This window comes from Flavobacterium arabinosi (assembly GCF_048158725.1).
GTDB classification, from domain to species: Bacteria; Bacteroidota; Bacteroidia; order Flavobacteriales; family Flavobacteriaceae; genus Flavobacterium; species Flavobacterium arabinosi.
In genome coordinates, this window is record NZ_JBLNKX010000001.1 from 681,414 (window position 1) to 701,671 (window position 20,258).

Annotated in this window: 17 protein-coding genes and 1 pseudogene; 9 read left to right on the forward strand and 9 right to left on the reverse strand. The window is 35.1% G+C overall.

Annotated elements, in window-relative coordinates:
- Positions 1–102 precede the first annotated feature (102 nt).
- The 3 genes and pseudogenes from ACM55K_RS02775 to ACM55K_RS02785 all read left to right on the forward strand — a co-directional run.
- Positions 103–1,041: pseudogene (locus ACM55K_RS02775) on the forward strand (2-hydroxyacid dehydrogenase); the annotation flags it as partial.
- A 45-nt stretch (positions 1,042–1,086) separates the two neighbouring features.
- Entirely contained in the window at positions 1,087–1,452 is a 366-nt protein-coding gene (locus tag ACM55K_RS02780) for a VOC family protein (RefSeq protein ID WP_416848977.1), read from the forward strand.
- Between the two features lie 47 nt (positions 1,453–1,499).
- Complete coding sequence (locus ACM55K_RS02785; protein WP_416848719.1) at positions 1,500–1,781, forward strand: TM2 domain-containing protein; 282 nt, start codon at positions 1,500–1,502, stop codon at positions 1,779–1,781.
- A 55-nt stretch (positions 1,782–1,836) separates the two neighbouring features.
- Here the strand turns inward: ACM55K_RS02785 and ACM55K_RS02790 are convergent, their stop codons facing one another.
- Entirely contained in the window at positions 1,837–3,639 is a 1,803-nt protein-coding gene (locus ACM55K_RS02790) for a GNAT family N-acyltransferase (RefSeq protein ID WP_416848720.1), read from the reverse strand.
- A 148-nt stretch (positions 3,640–3,787) separates the two neighbouring features.
- Between ACM55K_RS02790 and ACM55K_RS02795 the strand changes: the two genes are divergently transcribed.
- The 3 genes from ACM55K_RS02795 to ACM55K_RS02805 all read left to right on the forward strand — a co-directional run bounded on the left by ACM55K_RS02795 (position 3,788) and on the right by ACM55K_RS02805 (position 6,848).
- Positions 3,788–4,549, forward strand: coding sequence for an exodeoxyribonuclease III (locus tag ACM55K_RS02795; RefSeq protein ID WP_416848721.1), 762 nt, complete (start codon positions 3,788–3,790; stop codon positions 4,547–4,549).
- A 156-nt stretch (positions 4,550–4,705) separates the two neighbouring features.
- Complete coding sequence (locus ACM55K_RS02800; RefSeq protein ID WP_416848722.1) at positions 4,706–5,647, forward strand: OmpA/MotB family protein; 942 nt, start codon at positions 4,706–4,708, stop codon at positions 5,645–5,647.
- A gap of 163 nt (positions 5,648–5,810) precedes the next feature.
- A complete protein-coding gene (locus tag ACM55K_RS02805; RefSeq protein WP_416848723.1) occupies positions 5,811–6,848 on the forward strand; it encodes an NADP(H)-dependent aldo-keto reductase in 1,038 nt (345 codons plus the stop codon).
- An 87-nt stretch (positions 6,849–6,935) separates the two neighbouring features.
- Here ACM55K_RS02805 and ACM55K_RS02810 read toward each other — a convergent pair whose 3' ends face one another.
- The 8 genes from ACM55K_RS02810 to panC form a co-directional block, all read right to left on the reverse strand.
- Positions 6,936–8,903, reverse strand: a complete 1,968-nt coding sequence (locus tag ACM55K_RS02810; RefSeq protein ID WP_416848724.1) for a transglycosylase domain-containing protein — start codon at positions 8,901–8,903, stop codon at positions 6,936–6,938.
- 237 nt (positions 8,904–9,140) lie between these two features.
- Positions 9,141–9,551: a hypothetical protein gene (locus ACM55K_RS02815; RefSeq protein WP_416848725.1), complete on the reverse strand. Its 411-nt coding sequence runs from the start codon at positions 9,549–9,551 to the stop codon at positions 9,141–9,143.
- A gap of 79 nt (positions 9,552–9,630) precedes the next feature.
- Positions 9,631–10,041 carry a hypothetical protein gene (locus tag ACM55K_RS02820; RefSeq protein WP_416848726.1) on the reverse strand — a complete coding sequence of 137 codons (411 nt, stop codon included), beginning with the start codon at positions 10,039–10,041 and terminating at the stop codon, positions 9,631–9,633.
- Positions 10,042–10,310: 269 nt separating this feature from the next.
- On the reverse strand, positions 10,311–11,954 hold the full coding sequence (locus ACM55K_RS02825; RefSeq protein ID WP_416848727.1) for a carboxylesterase/lipase family protein: 1,644 nt from the start codon (positions 11,952–11,954) through the stop codon (positions 10,311–10,313).
- 47 nt (positions 11,955–12,001) lie between these two features.
- Positions 12,002–13,363 (reverse strand): DNA repair protein RadA, encoded by a 1,362-nt coding sequence (gene radA, locus ACM55K_RS02830; RefSeq protein WP_416848728.1) that lies wholly within the window; start codon positions 13,361–13,363, stop codon positions 12,002–12,004.
- Positions 13,363–14,511 (reverse strand): alpha/beta hydrolase, encoded by a 1,149-nt coding sequence (locus ACM55K_RS02835; RefSeq protein WP_416848729.1) that lies wholly within the window; start codon positions 14,509–14,511, stop codon positions 13,363–13,365. Before ACM55K_RS02835 ends, radA begins: the two co-directional genes overlap by 1 nt.
- 126 nt (positions 14,512–14,637) lie before the next feature.
- On the reverse strand, positions 14,638–14,988 hold the full coding sequence (gene panD, locus ACM55K_RS02840) for an aspartate 1-decarboxylase (RefSeq protein WP_035668843.1): 351 nt from the start codon (positions 14,986–14,988) through the stop codon (positions 14,638–14,640).
- A gap of 14 nt (positions 14,989–15,002) precedes the next feature.
- On the reverse strand, positions 15,003–15,881 hold the full coding sequence (panC, locus tag ACM55K_RS02845; protein WP_416848730.1) for a pantoate--beta-alanine ligase: 879 nt from the start codon (positions 15,879–15,881) through the stop codon (positions 15,003–15,005).
- 78 nt (positions 15,882–15,959) lie between these two features.
- On the opposite strand from panC, the gene ACM55K_RS02850 reads away from it, so the two are divergent.
- Genes ACM55K_RS02850 through glmS form a run of 3 tightly spaced genes read left to right on the forward strand, consistent with a single transcriptional unit; the run spans position 15,960 to position 20,241 of the window.
- On the forward strand, positions 15,960–16,766 hold the full coding sequence (locus ACM55K_RS02850) for a glycogen/starch synthase (RefSeq protein WP_416848731.1): 807 nt from the start codon (positions 15,960–15,962) through the stop codon (positions 16,764–16,766).
- Positions 16,767–16,788: 22 nt separating this feature from the next.
- Positions 16,789–18,384 carry a DUF4270 domain-containing protein gene (locus ACM55K_RS02855; protein WP_416848732.1) on the forward strand — a complete coding sequence of 532 codons (1,596 nt, stop codon included), beginning with the start codon at positions 16,789–16,791 and terminating at the stop codon, positions 18,382–18,384.
- A gap of 9 nt (positions 18,385–18,393) precedes the next feature.
- On the forward strand, positions 18,394–20,241 hold the full coding sequence (glmS, locus tag ACM55K_RS02860; RefSeq protein WP_416848733.1) for a glutamine--fructose-6-phosphate transaminase (isomerizing): 1,848 nt from the start codon (positions 18,394–18,396) through the stop codon (positions 20,239–20,241).
- Positions 20,242–20,258: the final 17 nt, after the last annotated feature.

A 20,258-nucleotide genomic window follows, 5' to 3' on the forward strand; every position in this document is an offset into this window, starting at 1 on the left:
ATAAATAGCTTTAATTTATCCTAAAATAGAAAGCACGCTAATTTACACATTTGGGAACTATTTTTTTGTTAATTTGGGATACTAAACTTAGAAACCTTTTTTATGGACATTAAAATCCTTCATATCGATAGTAATAATCCTTTGCTTTGTGATCAATTGCAAAATTTCGGATTTATTAATCACAGTGACTTCACATCATCCAAAGAAGATATTGAAGCTAAAATTCAAGATTATCAGGGAATTGTTATCCGAAGTCGATTTAAGATTGACAAAACATTTCTAGACAAGGCAACCGGTTTGCAATTTATAGCGCGTGTTGGAGCAGGATTAGAAAGTATCGATTGTGAATACGCTCTGTCAAAAAACATTACGCTTATCGCAGCTCCAGAAGGGAATAGAAATGCTGTTGCCGAACATACATTGGGCATGATTTTGTCTCTTTTTAATAAATTGAATGAGGCAGATAGAGAGATACGATCCGGTCATTGGAACAGGGAAAGTAATCGCGGTCATGAACTCGATGGAAAAACGGTGGGGATTATTGGTTACGGAAATATGGGAAAATCATTCGCCAAAAAACTTCGTGGTTTTGATGTGGAAGTCCTGTGCTATGACATTCAGGAAAATGTTGGGGACAGTAATGCCAAGCAAGTTTCATTGGAAGAATTCCAACAAAAAGTGGATGTGGTAAGCTTGCATATTCCGTGGACACCTGAAACCGATAAAATGGTTGATGCTGATTTTATCAATGGGTTTGCGAAATCGTTTTGGATTATAAATACCTCTCGAGGCAAGAATATTATCACTTCAGATTTAGTTTCGGCGATGGAATCCGGGAAAATACTCGGAGCTGGTTTGGATGTTTTGGAATATGAAAAATTGTCATTCGAAACCCTTTTTCAAGATAAAAATACACCAGAGGCTTTTCAATATTTGTTACAAGCGAAGAATGTAATTCTTAGTCCACATATTGCCGGTTGGACATTCGAAAGCCATGAAAGGTTAGCCCAAGTGATTGTAGATAAGATTAAAGCTAAGTATTTTGGTCAGGCCAAAGATGCGGAGCTAGAGAAACGAGTTACGGGAATTGGCGGTTTTTTCTTTAAATCAAAAAATCCAAAAGAACTGGTAGATTGGTACGGAAAATATTTAGGTTTAAAAACCGATGATTATGGTTCTACCTTTTGGTGGAAAGATAAAGATGGGAATGATTGTTCTACCCAATGGTCGCCATTTGCGGATGATACTACTTATTTTGCGCCAAGCGAAAAACAATTCATGCAAAACTTCAGAGTGAATGATTTAGAAAAATTATTAAAAAAATTATCGGAGGAAGGTGTAACAATTGTGGGTGATATGGAGTCTTATGAGTATGGAAAATTTGGTTGGATTTTAGACGTCGAAGGAAATAAGATAGAACTCTGGGAACCAATGGATAAAGTATTCCAATAATTTTTTATATTTTTAATCACTGAAAAACAACCTTATAACAATTAATTATGGAAAATTCAAAACCAGAGGCATGGAATAATCCACAACCTAATCAACAAGATAATAAAAAACTTGCAGCAGGGCTTCTTGCTATTCTTTTAGGACCTTTGGGGATTCATAAATTCCTTTTAGGGTATACTACTGAAGGAATTATATGGTTGGTGATTAGTCTTTGTACTTGTGGAACAGTAACGGGTATATTGGGAATAATTGAAGGAATTTTATATTTAACAAAATCAGATGAAGAGTTTTACCAGACCTATCAAGTAGGAAAGAAAGGCTGGTTTTAAGGCATAAAAAATCCCGAATCAATTCGGGATTTTTTTATAATTCGGCATTCTGCAGTCAATCTTCCTTTTCGCTCAGTTTTCTTTCCAGTTCAGCCTGAAATTCTTCCATTACAGGTTTCATGGTGCTTTCTGGAATATCCGCAATTCGAATGTACATCAATCCGTCAACGGCATTGTTAAACAGCGGATCCACATTAAAAGCAACCACTTTTGCATTTTGTTTGATGTATTTTTTAATCAAAACGGGTAAACGCAAACTTCCTGGTTCCAGTTCATCGATAATTTTATCAAACTTATTCAAATCCGATTCGGTTTCGTTAAAAATGAAATCTTTGTCGGCATCTTTTAGTTTTACTTTATAGGCTTTCTTGGGATGAATGTATTGCGCAATATAGGGATCATAATAATTCGACTTCATGAATTCGATCATCAGTGATTTTGAAAAATCTGAAAATTGATTGCTGATACTCACGCCTCCCAGTAAAAATTTATGCTCTGGATAACGCAACGTGGTGTGCATAATTCCTTTCCATAGCAAGAAAAGTGGCATTGGTTTCTGTTGGTATTCTTTGATGATGAAAGCGCGACCCATTTCTATGGATTTGTGCATCATATCATGCAATTCAGGTTCAAATCGAAAAAGGTCGTTTAGGTAGAAACCATTTATTCCGTATTTGGGATAAATTTCTGAACCCAATCCCATTCGGTAAGCACCTGCAATTTTATTGGCATCAGCATCCCACAAAAATAGATGATGGTAATATTGGTCGTGCTTGTCTAAATCAATCGATTCATTTGTTCCTTCACCTACTTCTCGAAAGGTAATTTCTCGAAGTCGCCCAATTTCATGTAAAATATTTGGAATTTTAGATGCTTTAGCAAAGAAAACTTCATAATTTTTACTTTGTAAAAGTCGGCAATCAGTACTTCGCAAGGCATCCACTTCCTTAATCATTTTGTCCTGACTGGCGGCAGTAACAATTTTCTTCGGACTTTTAGGAATCTTTAAAGTTGGTGTTGGCAAAAAAGTACTTTCTTTTTCGAAAGGATTTGCAAGCATGTATGTTTTCTTTCTCAAAAACTCTGAATATTCCTCCAGTGTTGTATGTTCATTTTGTTCACTTACAGAAATAGGTTTGCCAATACGCACTTTTATCACTCGGTGTTTTTGGCTAAAAACTTCAGAAGGCAATTTTGCAGTTCTAAAAGTTCCGCTTATTTTAGAAAGAAGATAGAATAATCGACTGTTTTTAGCATGAAAATAAATAGGTACAACAGGAACTTGTGCTTTTCTAATTACTTTAATAGCCCCTTCTTCCCAAGGTTTATCCACCATTAATTTGCCGTCTTTATACGTAGAAACTTCCCCTGCAGGAAACATTCCCAAGGGTTTTCCATCACTTAAATGACGCAGCGTTTCCTTTATTCCTACTACACTTGATTTAGTATCCTTATGATTTTCAAAAGGATTCACTGGCATAATGTATTTTTTGAGAGGCTCAATTCGATGTAAAAGAAAATTGGCGATAATTTTGAAATTAGGTTCCTTGTCAAGCATTAATTTCAATAATAAAACACCGTCAATTCCTCCCAACGGATGATTTGAAATCGTGATATAAGCACCCTCTTTTGGTAAACGTTTTAAATCCTCTTCCGGGATTTTGAATTTTATTTGTAAATCATCCAATATTCCATTGAGGAAATCAACATCTTTCAAATGTTTATTTCTGTCGTATACTTTGTTTAAGGTAGAGATTTTTAGCACCTTCATAAGCATCCATCCGGAAAAAGTACCTAAAACCCCGTACTTATCTACATTTATCGCTTTGGCAACTTCTTTGGCGGTTACTAAACCCATGTATTTTTGTTTTTTTGAGCAAGAAACAAAGATAGCAAAAAACTCCATTTTCTCTCTTTTTCTGAATCAAACTTATACTTTTTTATTACATTTGAAAACTACATACAAACAATATAATTTTTTCGAAAGAAATTCAAAAAATACTTTAATGAGAATTATTTCATACAACGTCAACGGAATCAGAGCCGCTATTTCAAAAGGTTTTATTGACTGGCTGCAACACGCAAATCCTGATATTATTTGCCTTCAGGAAATTAAAGCAACCGAAGAGCAAATTCCGGTAGATGATATCACAAAAGCAGGATATCCCTATCAATATTATTATTCAGCAACTAAAAAAGGCTACAGCGGAGTGGCCATTCTTTCCAAAATCAAGCCTAATAATGTGGTTCATGGAACCGGAATTCATCACATGGATTTTGAAGGAAGAAACCTTCGGGCCGACTTTGATGGTTTCTCCGTAATGAGTTTGTACTTGCCATCAGGAACAAATATCGAGCGATTGGACCATAAATTTATGTTCATGGATGATTTTCAGACTTACATTGACGAACTCAAAAAAGAAACGCCAAATCTGATTATCTGTGGCGATTACAACATTTGTCACGAAGCAATCGACATTCATGATCCCATCAGAAACAAAACCGTTTCGGGATTTTTGCCACAAGAAAGAACCTGGCTCGACGGATTCATGAAGTCTGGATTTGTGGATAGTTTCCGTCATTTCAACAGCGAACCGCATCAATATACGTGGTGGAGTTACCGCGCCGGAGCAAGAGGAAACAACAAGGGTTGGCGCATCGATTACAATTTAGTTAGCGATTCCCTGAAACATAAACTAAAAAGAGCCGTTATCCTTCCGGATGCAGTACATTCCGATCATTGCCCAATTTTAGTAGAAATTGAGTAACGTTTTTAGGAGCTATTTCCCGCTATCCGTTGCAATCTTGTTGTTTCTAAAGAAAAAACAACAAGGATTTTCACTTTTATCGGGGCTAGGGCATTCGAATATAATTTGAGTTTTTGCTTTCAAAACAACAATAGAAACAACATAAATACAAACAAAATGATTAAAAGAGTTTCCATCGGATTATTAGTTCTGGCACTTTCAACTTCATGTGTGTCCAAGAAAATATACAATGATTTAGAAAGCAAGTACACCGATTCCAAAAAAGAAAATAGAAGATTAACCGATGAGAATGAGGATCTTTTAAAGACCAAAAATCAATTAGAACTAGATCGTACTGGTTTAACATCTGATTTGAGCAAATCAAAATCGGAACTGGAAAAATTAAAAGCCGATTATGCAGCTGCCCAAAATAAATTTAAAGTGTTGCAGGATTCCTATGCAGCTTTAGAAAAAAATAGCAGTGACGCTTTGCAAAACAACATGAAGAAAAACCGTGATTTGCTGGATCAATTAGATGAGAAAGGGAAAGCGTTAGCATTAGAACAAGATCGTTTAAACAAAAGCGCACAGCGTTTAGATGAGTTGGAATCTTTGATTGCTGCCAAAGAAGCCAGCATGAAAAAACTAAAAGAAACATTGTCTAAAGCCTTGAATAGCTTTGAAGGAAAAGGGTTGACCGTTCAACAAAAAAATGGGAAAGTATATGTTTCCATGGAAAACAAACTACTTTTTAATTCTGGAAGCTGGGCCGTAGGTTCCGAAGGTAAAAAGGCAGTTGTAGAGTTAGGAAAAGTTTTGGGTGATAACCCTGAAATTTCGGTTCTTATTGAAGGACATACAGATGACGATGCTTTCACAGCTTCAGGACCAATTGCAGACAACTGGGATTTATCGACTAAAAGAGCTACCGCCATAGTTGCTATTTTGAGTGAAAACAAGAAAATCAATAAGGAAAACTTAACCGCTGCAGGTAGAGGGGAATTTTCTCCTTTGGGAAGCAATTCAACCGCTGAAGGAAAAGCAAAAAACCGCAGAATCGAAATTATTTTGACACCAAGATTAGATGAGATTTCTAAAATGTTGAATGATATCAATTAAATAGAAGCAAAGGTTCAAAGATACAAAGGTTCATAGTTTTTACTTTGGACCTTTTTTAGTGTCAAAACGTATAAACGTTTCCAAAATTTCTGTTAACTGAAAACCAAAACAATAAACTAATTTTATCTTTGTTTTGAAAAATTAAAATACAATTTTCTTAATTATGAAATACACTACTTTACCGGATACCGATATAAAAGTCAGCAAAATTTGCCTTGGAACCATGACTTTTGGACAACAAAATACAGAAGCTGACGGTCATGCGCAAATGGATTACGCTCTTGAAAGAGGAATCAATTTTTTTGATACCGCCGAGATGTATTCTGTTCCAGCGCGTCAGGAAACGTATGGAAGTACAGAAAAAATCCTTGGAACCTGGTTCAAAAAGTCAGGCAAAAGAGAAGAAGTAGTTTTGGCTTCAAAAATTGCGGGACCAAATCCTAATTTCACATACATGCGCGAGAAAAATGATTTTTCGCCAGCAAGTATCAAGTTTGCATTAGACCAAAGTTTACAGCGATTACAAACCGATTATCTTGATGTGTATCAATTGCATTGGCCAGAACGCAAAACCAATTTTTTTGGACAACGCGGTTTCAAAGTCCAAGAAGATGGTTGGGAAGACAACATTCACAATGTTCTCGAAGCCTTAGACGGTTTTGTCAAAGAAGGAAAAATCAAGCACATTGGACTTTCTAATGAAACGCCATGGGGAATTATGCGTTTTCTGGAAGAAAGTAAATACAATAATTTGCCAAAAATAAAAACGATTCAAAATCCATATTCGTTACTCAACAGACTTTTTGAAGCGGGTTCCGCTGAGATTTGTATGCGAGAAAATGTGGGATTATTGGCGTATTCACCAATGGCTTTTGGCGTTTTGTCCGGTAAATTCCTAACTGGGGAAAGTCTTCCAAACGCTAGAATCAATTTGTTCCCACAATTTTCAAGATACAGCAGCGAGCAATGTTATGAAGCTACTCGATTGTATCAAGAAATCGCTAAGAAAAATGGACTGACTTTGACTCAATTGTCTTTGGCATTCATAGAGCAACAGCCGTTTGTAACCAGCACGATTATTGGTGCCACCACAATGGAACAATTAAAGGAAAACATTGATACAATTCACATTTCACTTTCTGATGAAATCTTAAAAGCCATTGATGAAATTCATGCGGTAATTCCGGATCCGGCACCGTAATTCGTTAAAAAAAACGTGAATTTAAATATTTCAAGAAACCCTGTCAGAGTTCAAAACTCTGACAGGGTTGTTTTTTTAATTTTAGAATTAAAGATCAAATTCTTCGCCAACTGCCAAAGAATCGATTTTTATTTGCGTGGTATCTTGAGCTTTTATTCTTAGAAAAGATTTTGCAGGCCCTGAAATTAAGATAGGCTGTGTTTTGTAAATGGTATCGTCAGGACTCAAAAGCCCTCTTCTAAACATGATATTGGTTAAAAAAGATTCTTGTTTCACGGCAAAATCTTTTAGCATCCCTTGGTCATTAAACTGGTACATGAATTTTCTTGGACTTGGAATAATTCGGGCAAGATAAAGGCATTCATTTAAGTTCAATTCTGAAGGACTCTTCTGGAAATAAAACCGACTCGCTTCGCCAATTCCATATACGTTTGGCCCCCATTCGATGATATTAAAATAGACTTCCAGCATGCGTTCCTTGCTTACGATTCTGTTGTTTTCCAGAATGTAAACCAGTAAAATTTCTTCCAGTTTGCGCGATACTGTTTTTTCTCGGGTAAGAAATACATTTTTTATCAACTGCATGCTGATGGTACTGGCACCACGGGAAAATTTTTTGGTTTTTATATTTTTTACGATGGATTGTTTGAACGCTTCGCTGATAAAACCATGATGCGAAAAGAAAGAAGGATCTTCGGTTGTTAAGACGCATTTTCTTAAATAAGGGGATATTTGGTCTAAAGGGGTGTAATTTGGATTCGCTGAGCCAACTAAAACAGGACGTTGCAATATATTTTTTATAAGTGCCCGATAAGTAAATTCTCCATTGAGTTTATTAAGGTTCGCTTCGCCATATTTTGTAATTTTTAGATTTTCTTTATTCAATTTACTGTCAAAAACCAGTTGATTGGGTTTGTTTTTATTGAAGATGAAATTCAAGTTGTAGTCAAAATTACCTTCGGCTTCCATTCCTTGAAAATGGGTGAATAAACCATCAGGAAGCGAAGAGATAAAGTCCTGCGCTTTCATTTTTGGGATCGCTACTTTGAGTTTGTAAATGGTATCTTCCTCGGTTTCGTAAGCTATGTATGGATGAAATTTTACTTTGTTGAATTGAACCGTTGAAGTACTGTCTATTGAAATGAAATCAGAACCCAATAAGAATCGGTAATCAAATTTAGCATTCTTGATGACAACATCTTTATTGGCAATTTTTGGATGATTTACTTTTAAATTGGCAATAGCCATAAAACCATCAATGCGAAGTTCGTCACCATCTTTATCGATGTTTTCAATATTCAGTCGGATGGATTGAAAGCTCGATTTCAAATTGAAACGTTCGTCAAAATAAGGAACTTTAATGGCGCCAGTGTCAATATTTACAAATCGAATATCGGCTTTTTTATTTCTTGGATCGGCAAAACCTTTGATTTTCCAGCGTTGTGTAAAGGTATTGGTTTGAACTTTTATCGAAGTTTCAAGCTGCTTATTGACCAATCGTAATTTTTGAAAATTAATCATCGCTTTTTTTCCGTTGTCATCCAGCCGAAACGAAAGATTGTCCAAAACCATATCTGTTGGAACTAAATTCAGCGCTTTCGAGATGATTCTATAAGCAAATTGGGCATAATCTCTTTTTTCGTTGCTTATTTCTGTTTGTTTGTCTTTTTTTAGAAAAGCATCAAAATTCCTCACTTTTCCCTTCTTCACTAATTGTACAAAGCCATTCTTGATTTCTAAAGTTCCAAGCTGAAGATCACCTACTACTAATTGCCATAAATTGACACTTGTTTTTAGTTTTTGTATTTTAAAAAGGGTGTCGGCATTTTTCGGCGCTAATACTACATCGGAAAGATTTACACCTGAGATTCCTTCAAAAGAAGCCTTTTTTACTGAAAAAGTGCTGTTGTAATCAATTTCCATTTCATTAGAAACCTTCGCAATGGTCTGCTGTAAAACCGCATCACGAAATATATAAAAAGCGACAATTAGAGCCACAAATAATACACAAAGTATTTTTGCGGCTAGAATTATTTTTTGTTTTCCGGTTCTCATAAACAGTTTGATAAATTGGGAAAGCAGACCTAAGATAAATTGGTTTGCGATCTTTATCTATAAAGAAAAGGAAAAATATTCCTAACAGAAGTAATTTTATGTTTTTCTTTATAATTTCGATTAAATTTCGTCTTTTTTAGGGTATAAAAAAACTACAATACTTTTGATATCGTAGTTTTTTAATTAATTTGTTGATCAGGATTTATATCCAAGCTGACAAAATCTCACTATTGGATTTTAGGCGTGATTATAGAAATCTTTCACCTTAGCCACAATTTGATTTGATGTCAAGCTATCAGTTGTTTCTACTGATTTTAGTTTGTTGTTGATAGATTTATCCTCTTTTATTTTTTTTTCTAGTTCTATTTTGGTTTCAGCAGGACCAAAAACAAAAAGTTCATCCGATCCGTGGACATGCGATAAAACATCTTTTAAAAAATGATTCATTTGATTTTTTTTTCGTTCCTCTAATTTAGTTTCATTACTTCCATGATGACTTCCTGAGAAGGTTCCTTTGTTGCCTTCGTCATTATGATGAATACGATTTTCAATGTCGGATTCAATTTCCATTATTTTTTCTTTTCCACCATCAAGAGTAACAATAATTGCTTTTGAGGTATCAATCCAGATGCCGGTTTGCTTTTTCATGTCTTTATTTTTTTTATGTTAAAACGCCTGTTTTCAAACAGCTTTAAATTTGATTGAATAATACGGTTTCAATATTGATTTAATCTTGTTGTGACAGAATAGTGTTTAATTGACTTAGAAAAACGCGCTCCGATTTATTTTTCCCCGAAAAAGAAGTCGCAATGCTTTTTGCAGTATTTAGTATCAGAGCATTAACCTGCGGTGTGAACAGATTTTTGTGTTCTTTTCTGAAAGTTTTGAAGTCAGGAAGAACCTGTTCAAACCCCCATTTACTTTCTATAAACCAATCAAAAACAATTTCGATTTCATAGGCTGTGTCGTCCCCAAACTCATTAAAAGAATTTTCAAACGGAAGCCATTCTGTCTTTACAATTTCTTTGAGTTGTTCGATTTCTTCTTTACGAATGGTTTTATCTATGGCCGCAATACAATAAAACACTTTTCCTAAGTGTTCATAGAGATGCATCATGGTTTGGTGCGATGGTTTCATTTTTCAATCTTTAGATAAAAAACAACACATAAATTTACAACAAAATAATGATTCTTATTCTAGATTTTAATTTTTTTATTGAGTGTTATTTTGATTTAATAGAATATAATCGTTTGATTTTCAGATAAAATAAAAATAATTATTTGAAGTAACTAGACATAATTATGGCTTTTTCTTGCTAATACAAATCTTACTAATTGTGATTATGAGTGTAAAAAAAAGAGGGCGCCATATAATGGTACACTCTCTTTTATGGAAATAACAAATTCCTATTTTTTCGAATATTCTTTTTCTAAAAACAGATAACGGGCATCATTTTCTGCCTTTTTTGATTTTGAATTTACATCAATAACCATAATCTCTGGATTTTCTTCGTTTTTTGCGATAGGCCAAACAGGAAGTTTATCACCGTTTGGATTTCCTGTTTTAATGAAGTTGGCAAAAAAGTTCATCATTGTATCCGAAACTTTATAATCATCGTCAGTCCAAGCATAATTTGTATTGGTTGCTAAATTTCCCATCGCATATTCTATTTCTGCAGAGTGAACTGCCCCTTTTGGTTTCGGTGCTTTTGGAGTGTTTTTGTCTTTTTTAATGACACCGCCTGCAAGAGCTGCTTCAAGTTCATTGTCACGCATTTCGGGTCTTGGATGAGCATAATAATAACGATATACAGGCTGTGTGCTGTTTTTTCGATGCAAATCAAACCATTTCCAAGTACTGTAGGCAATAAAACGGTCTCCAGCCAAATCGGTGGCAGATTGCTCCGTTACTTCAGGAGTTCCTGCTGGATATAATTTCAATACTTCATCCGCTTTGTTGCCGTATAATTCTTTTATTTTTTGGATATAACTTTCATTGTCTAAGTCTTTTCCCATTGTTAAAGCGCGATAAGTCATTTCCTCCGAATTCCATCCTAATAGTAAAGGAATCATAGCTTGTTGTTTGGCTTCAAAAATTTCCGGTAACGATTTTGGTAAAAAATAACCGTCAATCGTTGTTTTAAAAACACCCAAACTTGTTCCGACTGATTTTTGATACAACTCCAAAGTGGACATTGCGCGAAGGTCTTTTAAGGACGAAGCGCCAATTTTTTTGGTAAATTCGAGACCTGTTTTCTCACCTTCTGCCAAGGGAACTGGAGATAATGTAGGGAAAATGGAACCACCGCTTTCGCCTATAGCTCCTGCGATAAGTCCTTTTGATAATGGAGAAGCCATTTGAGCGCTCACGGCAATTGAACCTGCTGATTCTCCTGCGATAGTTACTCGTTTTGGATCACCTCCAAATTTTGAAATATTGGCCTGCACCCATTTCAAGGCGGCATTTTGATCTAATAATCCGTAGTTTCCTGATGCATGATTTGGAGATTCTTTGGTTAGTTCCGGGTGGGAGAAAAATCCCCAAATCCCTAATCTATAGTTTACGGTTAAGGTTACTATTCCTTTTTTGGCCATGTTTTCGCCATCATAACGATTTTCGGAGCCATCGCCAGCGGCAAAACCACCCCCGTAGAAATAGACTAAAACAGGAAGTTTTTCATTGGCAGACTTAGCAGGAGACCAAACGTTAAGATATAAGCAATCTTCGCTCGTGCCGTCGCTTCTAAAACCCATATCGCCAAATATATAGGACTGGATTGCTCTTGGTCCAAATTTTTTGGTTTGCTTTACTCCTGGCCAATTCGTTAGAGCTTGAGGGGCTTTCCAGCGTAAATTACCCACTGGTGGCTGTGCAAAGGGAATTCCTTTGAAGCTTTGAATGTTTGTTTTTACATCAAATTCACCTTCTATAATTCCGTTTGCAGTAGTTATCTGAACAGGGAAAGCATTTTGGTTTTCGGCGTGTTGCGCTTTGGAAAAGAAGGGAATTGCCAGTAGCATCAATCCAATACATTTTATTTTTAGATTCATAATTTATGTGTTTTATAGTGTAATATTTTTTTATAGAGATAAAAATTCTACCCAAACAATTCGCTTGCGATGTCTTCAATCTTTGCTACCAATCGAATTTTAATTCCAGTATTTTTCAAGGTAATTTTATTGTATTTCGAAACAAAAATGGTCGAAAATCCTAATTTTTCGGCTTCCTGAATACGTTGGTCTACGCGGTTTACAGGACGAATTTCTCCTGAAAGTCCAACTTCGCCGGCAAAACAAAAATCTTTATTTACAGGAATGTCTTCATTCGACGATAAAATGGCAGCAACAACGGCTAAGTCTATCGCAGGGTCATCTACAGAAATTCCTCCGGTTACGTTGAGGAAAACATCTTTGGCGCCAAGCCTAAAACCAGCTCTTTTTTCTAAAACTGCAAGAATCATATTTAGTCTTTTGGCATTATACCCCGTTGTGCTACGTTGTGGGGTTCCGTAAACTGCGGTGCTCACTAACGATTGAATTTCGATCATTAAAGGACGCATTCCTTCCAATGTCGAGGCAATTGCGGTTCCGGATAATTCCTCGTCTTTGTGTGAAATTAATATCTCCGAAGGATTTGAAACTTCTCGTAAACCATTACCCAACATTTCATAAATACCAATTTCGGCAGTGGAGCCAAAACGGTTTTTTAGCGAACGCAAAATGCGGTACACGTGATTTCTGTCGCCTTCAAATTGCAAAACAGTGTCCACCATGTGTTCCAGAATTTTGGGTCCGGCAATGTTTCCGTCTTTAGTGATGTGACCAATAAGAATCACGGGAATATTAGTTTCTTTGGCAAATTTTATCAATTCGGCAGTGGTTTCCCGTATTTGAGAAATACTTCCTGGTGTCGATTCTATATAATCCGTGTGAAGCGTTTGAATGGAATCGATAATCACGATTTCAGGTTGTATGGCTTCAATTTGCTTGAAGATATTTTGGGTTTTGGTTTCGGTAAGAATATAACAATTGTCGCCGCTTGGCGTGATTCTTTCGGCACGCATTTTTATTTGCTTCTGACTTTCTTCGCCCGAAACATACAAGGTTTTATAAGGTAATTTTAAGGATATTTGAAGTAAAAGTGTGCTTTTTCCTATGCCGGGTTCACCACCTAAAAGGATTAGGGAACCGGGAACGATTCCACCGCCAAGTACCCGATTGAGTTCGCCGTCAGTAGTATCCATGCGGATTTCCTGGGTGGAATCAATTTCGTTTATTCGTAATGGTTTTGGTGCTTTATTGCTGGAAGTTGGTTCGCTTTTCCAAGCTACTTTTTCTTGTTTCTGAATGATTTCTTCCGCTATTGTATTCCATTCTTTGCAGGAATTGCATTGTCCCTGCCATTTGGCGTATTGGGCTCCACAGTTCTGACAAAAAAAAGTAGTTTTTACTTTTGACATTATTTTTTTGGTGTTAGACTTTTCATGTCATCATATTTTTGATACATCATGTCTTTGGTTAAATTGCCAATTTCTTCTAATTGGGATGCTGTTTGATATGATTTTGCGGCTTTTTTTGTGTCACCTGTTTTTTCATACATAAGCCCCAATTCATAATTGGCAAGCATGGATTTCGGGTAATTTTTATTGGCAATATCAGAGAGTTTGTCCAATTCGGGATAGGCTTTATTTTTTAGAATTGCCGCTTCAATCGCTTTGAAATCATTGATTCGAATAGGAATTTTTAAACCTAAATTTTTTGACATAACATCGTATTTATTTGTCAAATAATCTACATAGCCAGTAGGAAGGATAGCGATTTTATCCGCATATTCAGTTGATGAAATTGGTTTGTAGGATTCGAAAAATTGATAGAGAGCATTTGGAATCGAATAAAGTACGAGTGAATAATGTGAGGCTCCTTTGAAATTATCAAATTTATAATTGACTAAAGGGTTTGTAACCAACTTCATGTTCTCGTCTAATTTTTTTATAGGTTCCTGAAGTTGTTTTACATCGCCATCTCCGGTGGATTGATAATAAAAAATGGATTGTTTTATGTTTGAAAGTTTTTCTGGAATATGGTTTTCCATGCCAGGGGCAAGTTCTGGACTTAAAGAAATATAGGCGTTAAATAATGGTGCGTCTTTGTACAGAAAAAAGTTTAAAAAACCTGCTGTGGTATCATGTCCCGCAATAATTCGGAAGGGTGCGGTACGGTATTTTTTTTCGAGATAAGGAAGTAATTCGCCGCCAATAAATTCAAAAAATTGTGCCCCTTTTCCTGATGGTACGCCATTTGTAGCGTCATAACTACTGTCTTCTGTACGCTCGTCTTTTTTATTTTGAGTGATGCCTACGATTATAGTTTCGGGTAAATCATCCCAATAAGCGCCATAATTCAAAGCGCCGTAAAATGGATCAAAGAGGTAATCTCCATCCAATAAAATCAGGATTGGATATTTTTTATTTGGATTTTTTTCATAGGAGGGCGGCAATCCAATTGTGATTTCCCGACTTTCACCTAGCTTCCTTGAATCGAACTGTTGGGTTGCTTTTTGAGAAAATAATGAAATAGAAAAGAGTAAAAAGAGTACTACTTGTTTCATGATTTGGGTGTTTTAGAAATTAAATTTATTCTAAATGGAGTAGCAATATACTACTTTTATTAAAATAGAAATAGTAAAAAACACGACACTTCAAAAAAGCAAATAATTTGATCTTATTCTAAAAATCTATGTCAATGAATTGTCATTCTCATTTGGAAAAATAATCCAAGGCTTGAAGGTTTTAGCCTCTTCGAATTCTAAAGTAGCATAGGATATAATGATGATTATATCATCTTTTTGTACTTTTCTGGCGGCTGGACCATTTAATGTAATGATGCCTGAATTTTTTTCGCCTTTGATAGCATAAGTATCAAAGCGTTCCCCATTGTTGATGTTTACGATGGAGACTTTTTCACCTTCAATGATGTTAGAAGCATCTAGTAAAGCTTCGTCAATAGTAATGCTTCCGATATAATTTAAATCGGCTCCAGTTACTTTTACTCGGTGTATTTTTGATTTTACGACTTGAATTTGCATGCTACAAAAGTAAATTAATTTAATGAAATGGTGTCAATCAAACGAATATTGTTGACAAAAACGGCTATAAAAGCGCGGTATTTCTTATTTGGTTCTTTTATTACGCTGGGCAATAGTGTTTCTTCATCAGCAATTACAAAATATTCTAATGTGAAAAGAGTGTTGTTCTCGAAAGCTTTTTTAACCCATTCCGTTACCGATTCAGGACTTTCTGTTTTGAATTTTTCTTTCGCAATAGTTAATGTTTTATAGATTATTGCGGCTTCTTCTCTTTCATGTGCTGATAAACGTTCGTTTCGGGAACTCATAGCAAGATGGTTGGATTCCCTGTAAATTGGACAACCAATTACATTTACTTTCAAGTTGGCTTTAGCGACCATTTTTTTGACGATTTGCAATTGTTGAAAATCTTTCTCGCCAAAATAGGCGTTTGTAGGTTCCACAATTTCAAAAAGACGTTTTACAATAGTCCCGACACCATTAAAATGTCCGGGTCTGAATTCTCCTTCCATTTGGTTTTCTAATCCGTCAAAATCAAAAGATTGAGACAGGGGTTGTCCGTCATAAATATCTTCGACAGTTGGCGCATACAAGATGATTTTTGGACTCAATGCAGTAAGTTTTTTCACATCTTCTTCTAAAGTCCTTGGGTATTTTGCTAAATCTTCCGGATTGTTAAATTGGGTAGGATTTACAAAAATACTCACTACGGTATTTTCATTTTCCAATAGCGATTTTTGCATTAAAGCCAAATGACCTTCATGTAAAGCGCCCATAGTTGGGACAAATCCAATGGTGGAATCTGAAGTTTTGATAGATTTCAAATAGTCTCTCAAAGCTGCTTTTCCATAGAAAATATGCATGATGGTATTATTAAAATTAAATGCAAACATAATATTTTAGTTAATAACTGCATAAAATTTTGTAATTTTGCGTGGTTTTTATTACCAATAAATTAAGTAAATTACAATATGAAAGATAAGAGGATATTATATGTATCATCTGAAGTGGTGCCTTATCTCGCTGAAAATGAGGTTTCTTTAATGTCTTATGACGTTCCGAAAATGATTAATGATCAGGGAGGACAGATAAGAATTTTTATGCCAAGATATGGAAATATAAATGAAAGAAGACATCAATTACACGAAGTAATTAGACTTTCAGGGATGAATTTGGTAGTAAATGACTTAGATATGCCATTGATTATTAAAGTGGCTTCAATTCCTAAAGAAAGAATTCAGGTTTATTTTATTGACAATGACGAGTATTTCAAACGCAAAGCCACATTTGCCGATGAAGAAGGTGTTATGTATCCGGATAATGATGAGCGGGCTATTTTCTTTGCAAAAGGAGTTGTAGAAACCGTGAAAAAATTGAATTGGGTTCCGGACATTATTCATGTTCACGGATGGATGGCGGCGATGTTGCCTATTTATCTGAAACATTTTTATAAAAATGAAGCTTTATTCTCAGAAACAAAGATTGTTACTTCAGTTTATAGTCAGTCTTTTGAAGGGACTTTAGACGTAGAAATGATTAATAAGGTGAAATTTGACGGTATTCCTACTGAGGCAATTGCGGATTTAGAAATTCCGGATTATGAAAATATTATAAAAGCAACTGTTATCCATTCGGATGCTGTAATTATTGCTTCAGAAAACCTATCTTCAAGTTTAACAAAATTTATAGAATCTTCGGGTAAACCTTTTTTACCTTTCGTCCCGAAAGACAAATTCGCGGAAGCGTATACTAATTTCTATAAAAACGAAGTTCTTTAAAATTAAACTTTTATTATTAAATATGTACAATAATTCTTTTTTCAAGAAAATGCTGGTTTTGGCTAGCATTATTCTTTTGTATTCATGTGATAAAGATTATAATGGGATTGGTGGAGATTTGATTGGTGACAACCACTTTGATCTAAGCACCTACACATCAAGTGTAGTAGCTCACAATCAAAAAATTGGACCTATTCAGTCTAATGATCTTCCTGTGAATCCATTAGGGATTTACAACAACCCTAATTTTGGTGAAACTACTGCTAATTTTAATACACAATTGGTTTTGTCAACTCCTCTAACTGCCGTCAGTACCAGACCTTATGTAGTAAGTGTGGTTTTGACCATTCCTTATTACTATGACGCCAATAAAACAGTTACTAACGCAGACGGTAGCCATGTTTACACTTTAGATTCCATTTATGGAGCAGATAAGGCACCAATGAAACTAAGTGTGTATGAGTCTGGATATTATATGAGAGATACAGATCCTGTAGGTGGATTTCAACAAACTCAAAAGTATTTTACAAATCAAAATGCTGATTTTGAAAATGTAAAAGTTGGAAGTCGTTTAAATACGGATTCGAATCTCGCTCAGAATGATAATTTCTTCTTTGACCCAATAGAACATGTTGTAACCACAACAGACTCTATTACAAAAGTTGTTACAACTACAAGAACACCTCCAGGAATGCAATTGGATTTGAATAAAAGCTATTTTAAAACTAGAATTATTGACGCTGTCGCAGCTGGTAAATTAGCTACAAATGATGTTTTTAAAGAGTATTTTAGAGGACTTTACTTTAAAATGGAAAAATCAGGAAGTAGCGCCGGAAATTTAGCGATGTTAAATTTTAAAGCTGGAAAAATTACTATTAATTATAATGAAGATTTGGCTTCAGCAACTGCTGGTGGCGAGCCTACAAGAGTTAAAAAAAGTATAGTTCTTAACATGACCGGGAATTCCGTGAGTTTGTTGAATAATAATTTTACAAATAGTGGGCTTGCTTATAATGCGTTACCAAATACGGGAAATACTTCGGCAGGGGATGAAAAATTATATCTAAAAGGCGGAGAAGGTTCTCTTGCTATTCTAGATCTTTTTAGTACTGCCGGTGAGCTTGAAAATATAAGAAGTAAAGGTTGGTTGGTTAATGAAGCGAATCTTGTTTTTCACATTGATGCAAGCACAATGGCAAATAGCTATGAGCCAAGAAGGATTTATTTGTATGATTTTACAAATCATAGGCCTGTTGTAGATTATTATAATGATGGGAGTACAAGTACGGATGCTAAAAAATCAAAATTAGTTTTTGATGGTAATATAAATACAGATGCAACATCCAAAAGAGGATTAACATATAAGATCAGAATTACAAATCAAATCCGTAATCTTATTAAAAATGCTGATTCAACAAATGTTAAGTTAGGCATTGTTGTTACAGAAGATATTAGTACTATTGCTTCTTATAAAATTAAAACACCAAATGCATTTATCTCTCAAGCTCCAAAAGCTAGTGTAATGAATCCATTAGGGACAGTCCTTTATGGTGGAAAATCAACAGTTCCTGAGGACAAAAGATTAAAACTTGAAATTTTTTATACAAAACCTAATTAAGTAAAAATTATGTGTGGAATTGTTGGATATATTGGATATAGAGAAGCTTACCCAATTGTTATAAAAGGGTTAAAAAGATTAGAATATAGAGGTTATGATAGTGCGGGTGTCATGTTATATGACGGCGAGAACTTGAAAATTTCTAAAACTAAAGGTAAAGTTGTAGATTTAGAAGAGAGAGCTACTAAAGAAATCTCAATAAATGGAACTATAGGAATGGGGCATACGCGTTGGGCGACACATGGAGTTCCAAACGATGTTAATTCTCATCCACATCTATCTAATTCAGGTGATTTGGCTATAATTCACAATGGAATTATTGAAAATTATGCTCCATTGAAAAAGGAGTTAATGAAAAGAGGTTATGTCTTTCATTCTGACACTGATACTGAAGTTCTTGTAAATCTAATAGAAGAAGTTCAGAAAAAAGAAAATTTTAAAATTGGTAAAGCAGTTCAGGTTGCTTTGAATCAAGTGGTTGGTGCTTATGCAATTGCTGTTTTTGATAAAAAGAATCCTGATGAAATTGTTGCGGCACGTTTAGGAAGTCCGCTAGCAATTGGTGTAGGCGAAGGGGAATATTTTATCGCTTCTGATGCTTCTCCATTTATTGAATATACATCTAATGCTATTTATTTAGAAGATGGTGAGATGGCAAATATCAGGTTGCATAAACCAATGAAAGTAAGAAAAATTAAAGATGATTCTTTAGTCGATCCTTATATTCAAGAACTTCAAATGAACTTGGAGCAAATTGAAAAAGGAGGTTACGATCACTTTATGTTGAAAGAGATTTACGAACAGCCAGATGTTATAAAGGATACGTATCGCGGAAGACTTCATGCAAATGAAGGAATTATCCAAATGTCAGGTGTTGAGGATAATTTAGAAAAATTTTTAAATGCTGACAGAATAATAATAGTAGCTTGTGGTACCTCATGGCACGCAGGTTTAGTGGCAGAATATATATTTGAAGAGTTTGCTCGAATTCCGGTAGAAGTTGAATATGCTTCTGAATTTAGATATAGAAATCCTATAATAAATAGTAAAGATATAGTTATTGCAATTTCGCAATCAGGAGAAACGGCTGATACAATGGCTGCCATTAAATTAGCCAAAGAGCAGGGTGCTTTTGTGTTTGGGGTTTGTAATGTTGTAGGTTCTTCTATTTCTAGAGAAACTAATGCAGGAGCTTATACTCATGCGGGACCTGAAATAGGAGTTGCTTCCACAAAAGCATTTACTACACAAATCACTGTGTTGACAATGATTGCGTTGCGTTTGGCGAAAGCTAAAGGGACAATGTCGAACACAGATTTTCACCGGTATTTGCAAGAATTAGAAATCATTCCTGAAAAAGTTAAGGAGGCTTTAGAAACAAATGACAGGGCAAAAGAAATTGCTGCTGTGTTTAAAGATGCTCCTAACTGTTTGTATTTAGGAAGAGGTTATAACTTTCCGGTAGCTCTTGAAGGGGCATTGAAGCTTAAGGAAATATCTTATATTCACGCAGAGGGTTATCCTGCAGCTGAAATGAAACATGGTCCGATTGCATTAATTGATGAACATATGCCTGTTGTAGTTATTGCGCCAAAGCAAGGTCATTATGATAAAATTGTAAGTAATATTCAGGAAATTAAATCCAGAAGCGGAAAGATTATTGCAGTAGTAACCAAAGGCGATACTCAGGTTCGTGAATTGGCAGATTATGTAATTGAAATTCCAGAAACATCAGATGCATTGTCTCCGCTAATCACTACGATTCCTTTACAACTTTTATCCTATCATATTGCCGTGATGAGAGGATGTAATGTAGATCAACCTCGTAATTTAGCTAAATCAGTTACAGTAGAATAGTAAGATATTATTTACTT

Excerpts from the sequence above, each read along its gene's own strand:
- ACM55K_RS02785 (WP_416848719.1), top strand. The coding sequence starts at position 1,500 with ATGGAAAATTCAAAACCAGAGGCATGGAATAATCCACAACCTAATCAA.
- ACM55K_RS02790 (WP_416848720.1), bottom strand. The coding sequence starts at position 3,639 with ATGGGTTTAGTAACCGCCAAAGAAGTTGCCAAAGCGATAAATGTAGAT.
- ACM55K_RS02795 (WP_416848721.1), top strand. The coding sequence starts at position 3,788 with ATGAGAATTATTTCATACAACGTCAACGGAATCAGAGCCGCTATTTCA.
- ACM55K_RS02800 (WP_416848722.1), top strand. The coding sequence starts at position 4,706 with ATGATTAAAAGAGTTTCCATCGGATTATTAGTTCTGGCACTTTCAACT.
- ACM55K_RS02805 (WP_416848723.1), top strand. The coding sequence starts at position 5,811 with ATGAAATACACTACTTTACCGGATACCGATATAAAAGTCAGCAAAATT.
- ACM55K_RS02810 (WP_416848724.1), bottom strand. The coding sequence starts at position 8,903 with ATGAGAACCGGAAAACAAAAAATAATTCTAGCCGCAAAAATACTTTGT.
- ACM55K_RS02815 (WP_416848725.1), bottom strand. The coding sequence starts at position 9,551 with ATGAAAAAGCAAACCGGCATCTGGATTGATACCTCAAAAGCAATTATT.
- ACM55K_RS02820 (WP_416848726.1), bottom strand. The coding sequence starts at position 10,041 with ATGAAACCATCGCACCAAACCATGATGCATCTCTATGAACACTTAGGA.
- ACM55K_RS02825 (WP_416848727.1), bottom strand. The coding sequence starts at position 11,954 with ATGAATCTAAAAATAAAATGTATTGGATTGATGCTACTGGCAATTCCC.
- radA (WP_416848728.1), bottom strand. The coding sequence starts at position 13,363 with ATGTCAAAAGTAAAAACTACTTTTTTTTGTCAGAACTGTGGAGCCCAA.
- ACM55K_RS02835 (WP_416848729.1), bottom strand. The coding sequence starts at position 14,511 with ATGAAACAAGTAGTACTCTTTTTACTCTTTTCTATTTCATTATTTTCT.
- panD (WP_035668843.1), bottom strand. The coding sequence starts at position 14,988 with ATGCAAATTCAAGTCGTAAAATCAAAAATACACCGAGTAAAAGTAACT.
- panC (WP_416848730.1), bottom strand. The coding sequence starts at position 15,881 with ATGTTTGCATTTAATTTTAATAATACCATCATGCATATTTTCTATGGA.
- ACM55K_RS02850 (WP_416848731.1), top strand. The coding sequence starts at position 15,960 with ATGAAAGATAAGAGGATATTATATGTATCATCTGAAGTGGTGCCTTAT.
- ACM55K_RS02855 (WP_416848732.1), top strand. The coding sequence starts at position 16,789 with ATGTACAATAATTCTTTTTTCAAGAAAATGCTGGTTTTGGCTAGCATT.
- glmS (WP_416848733.1), top strand. The coding sequence starts at position 18,394 with ATGTGTGGAATTGTTGGATATATTGGATATAGAGAAGCTTACCCAATT.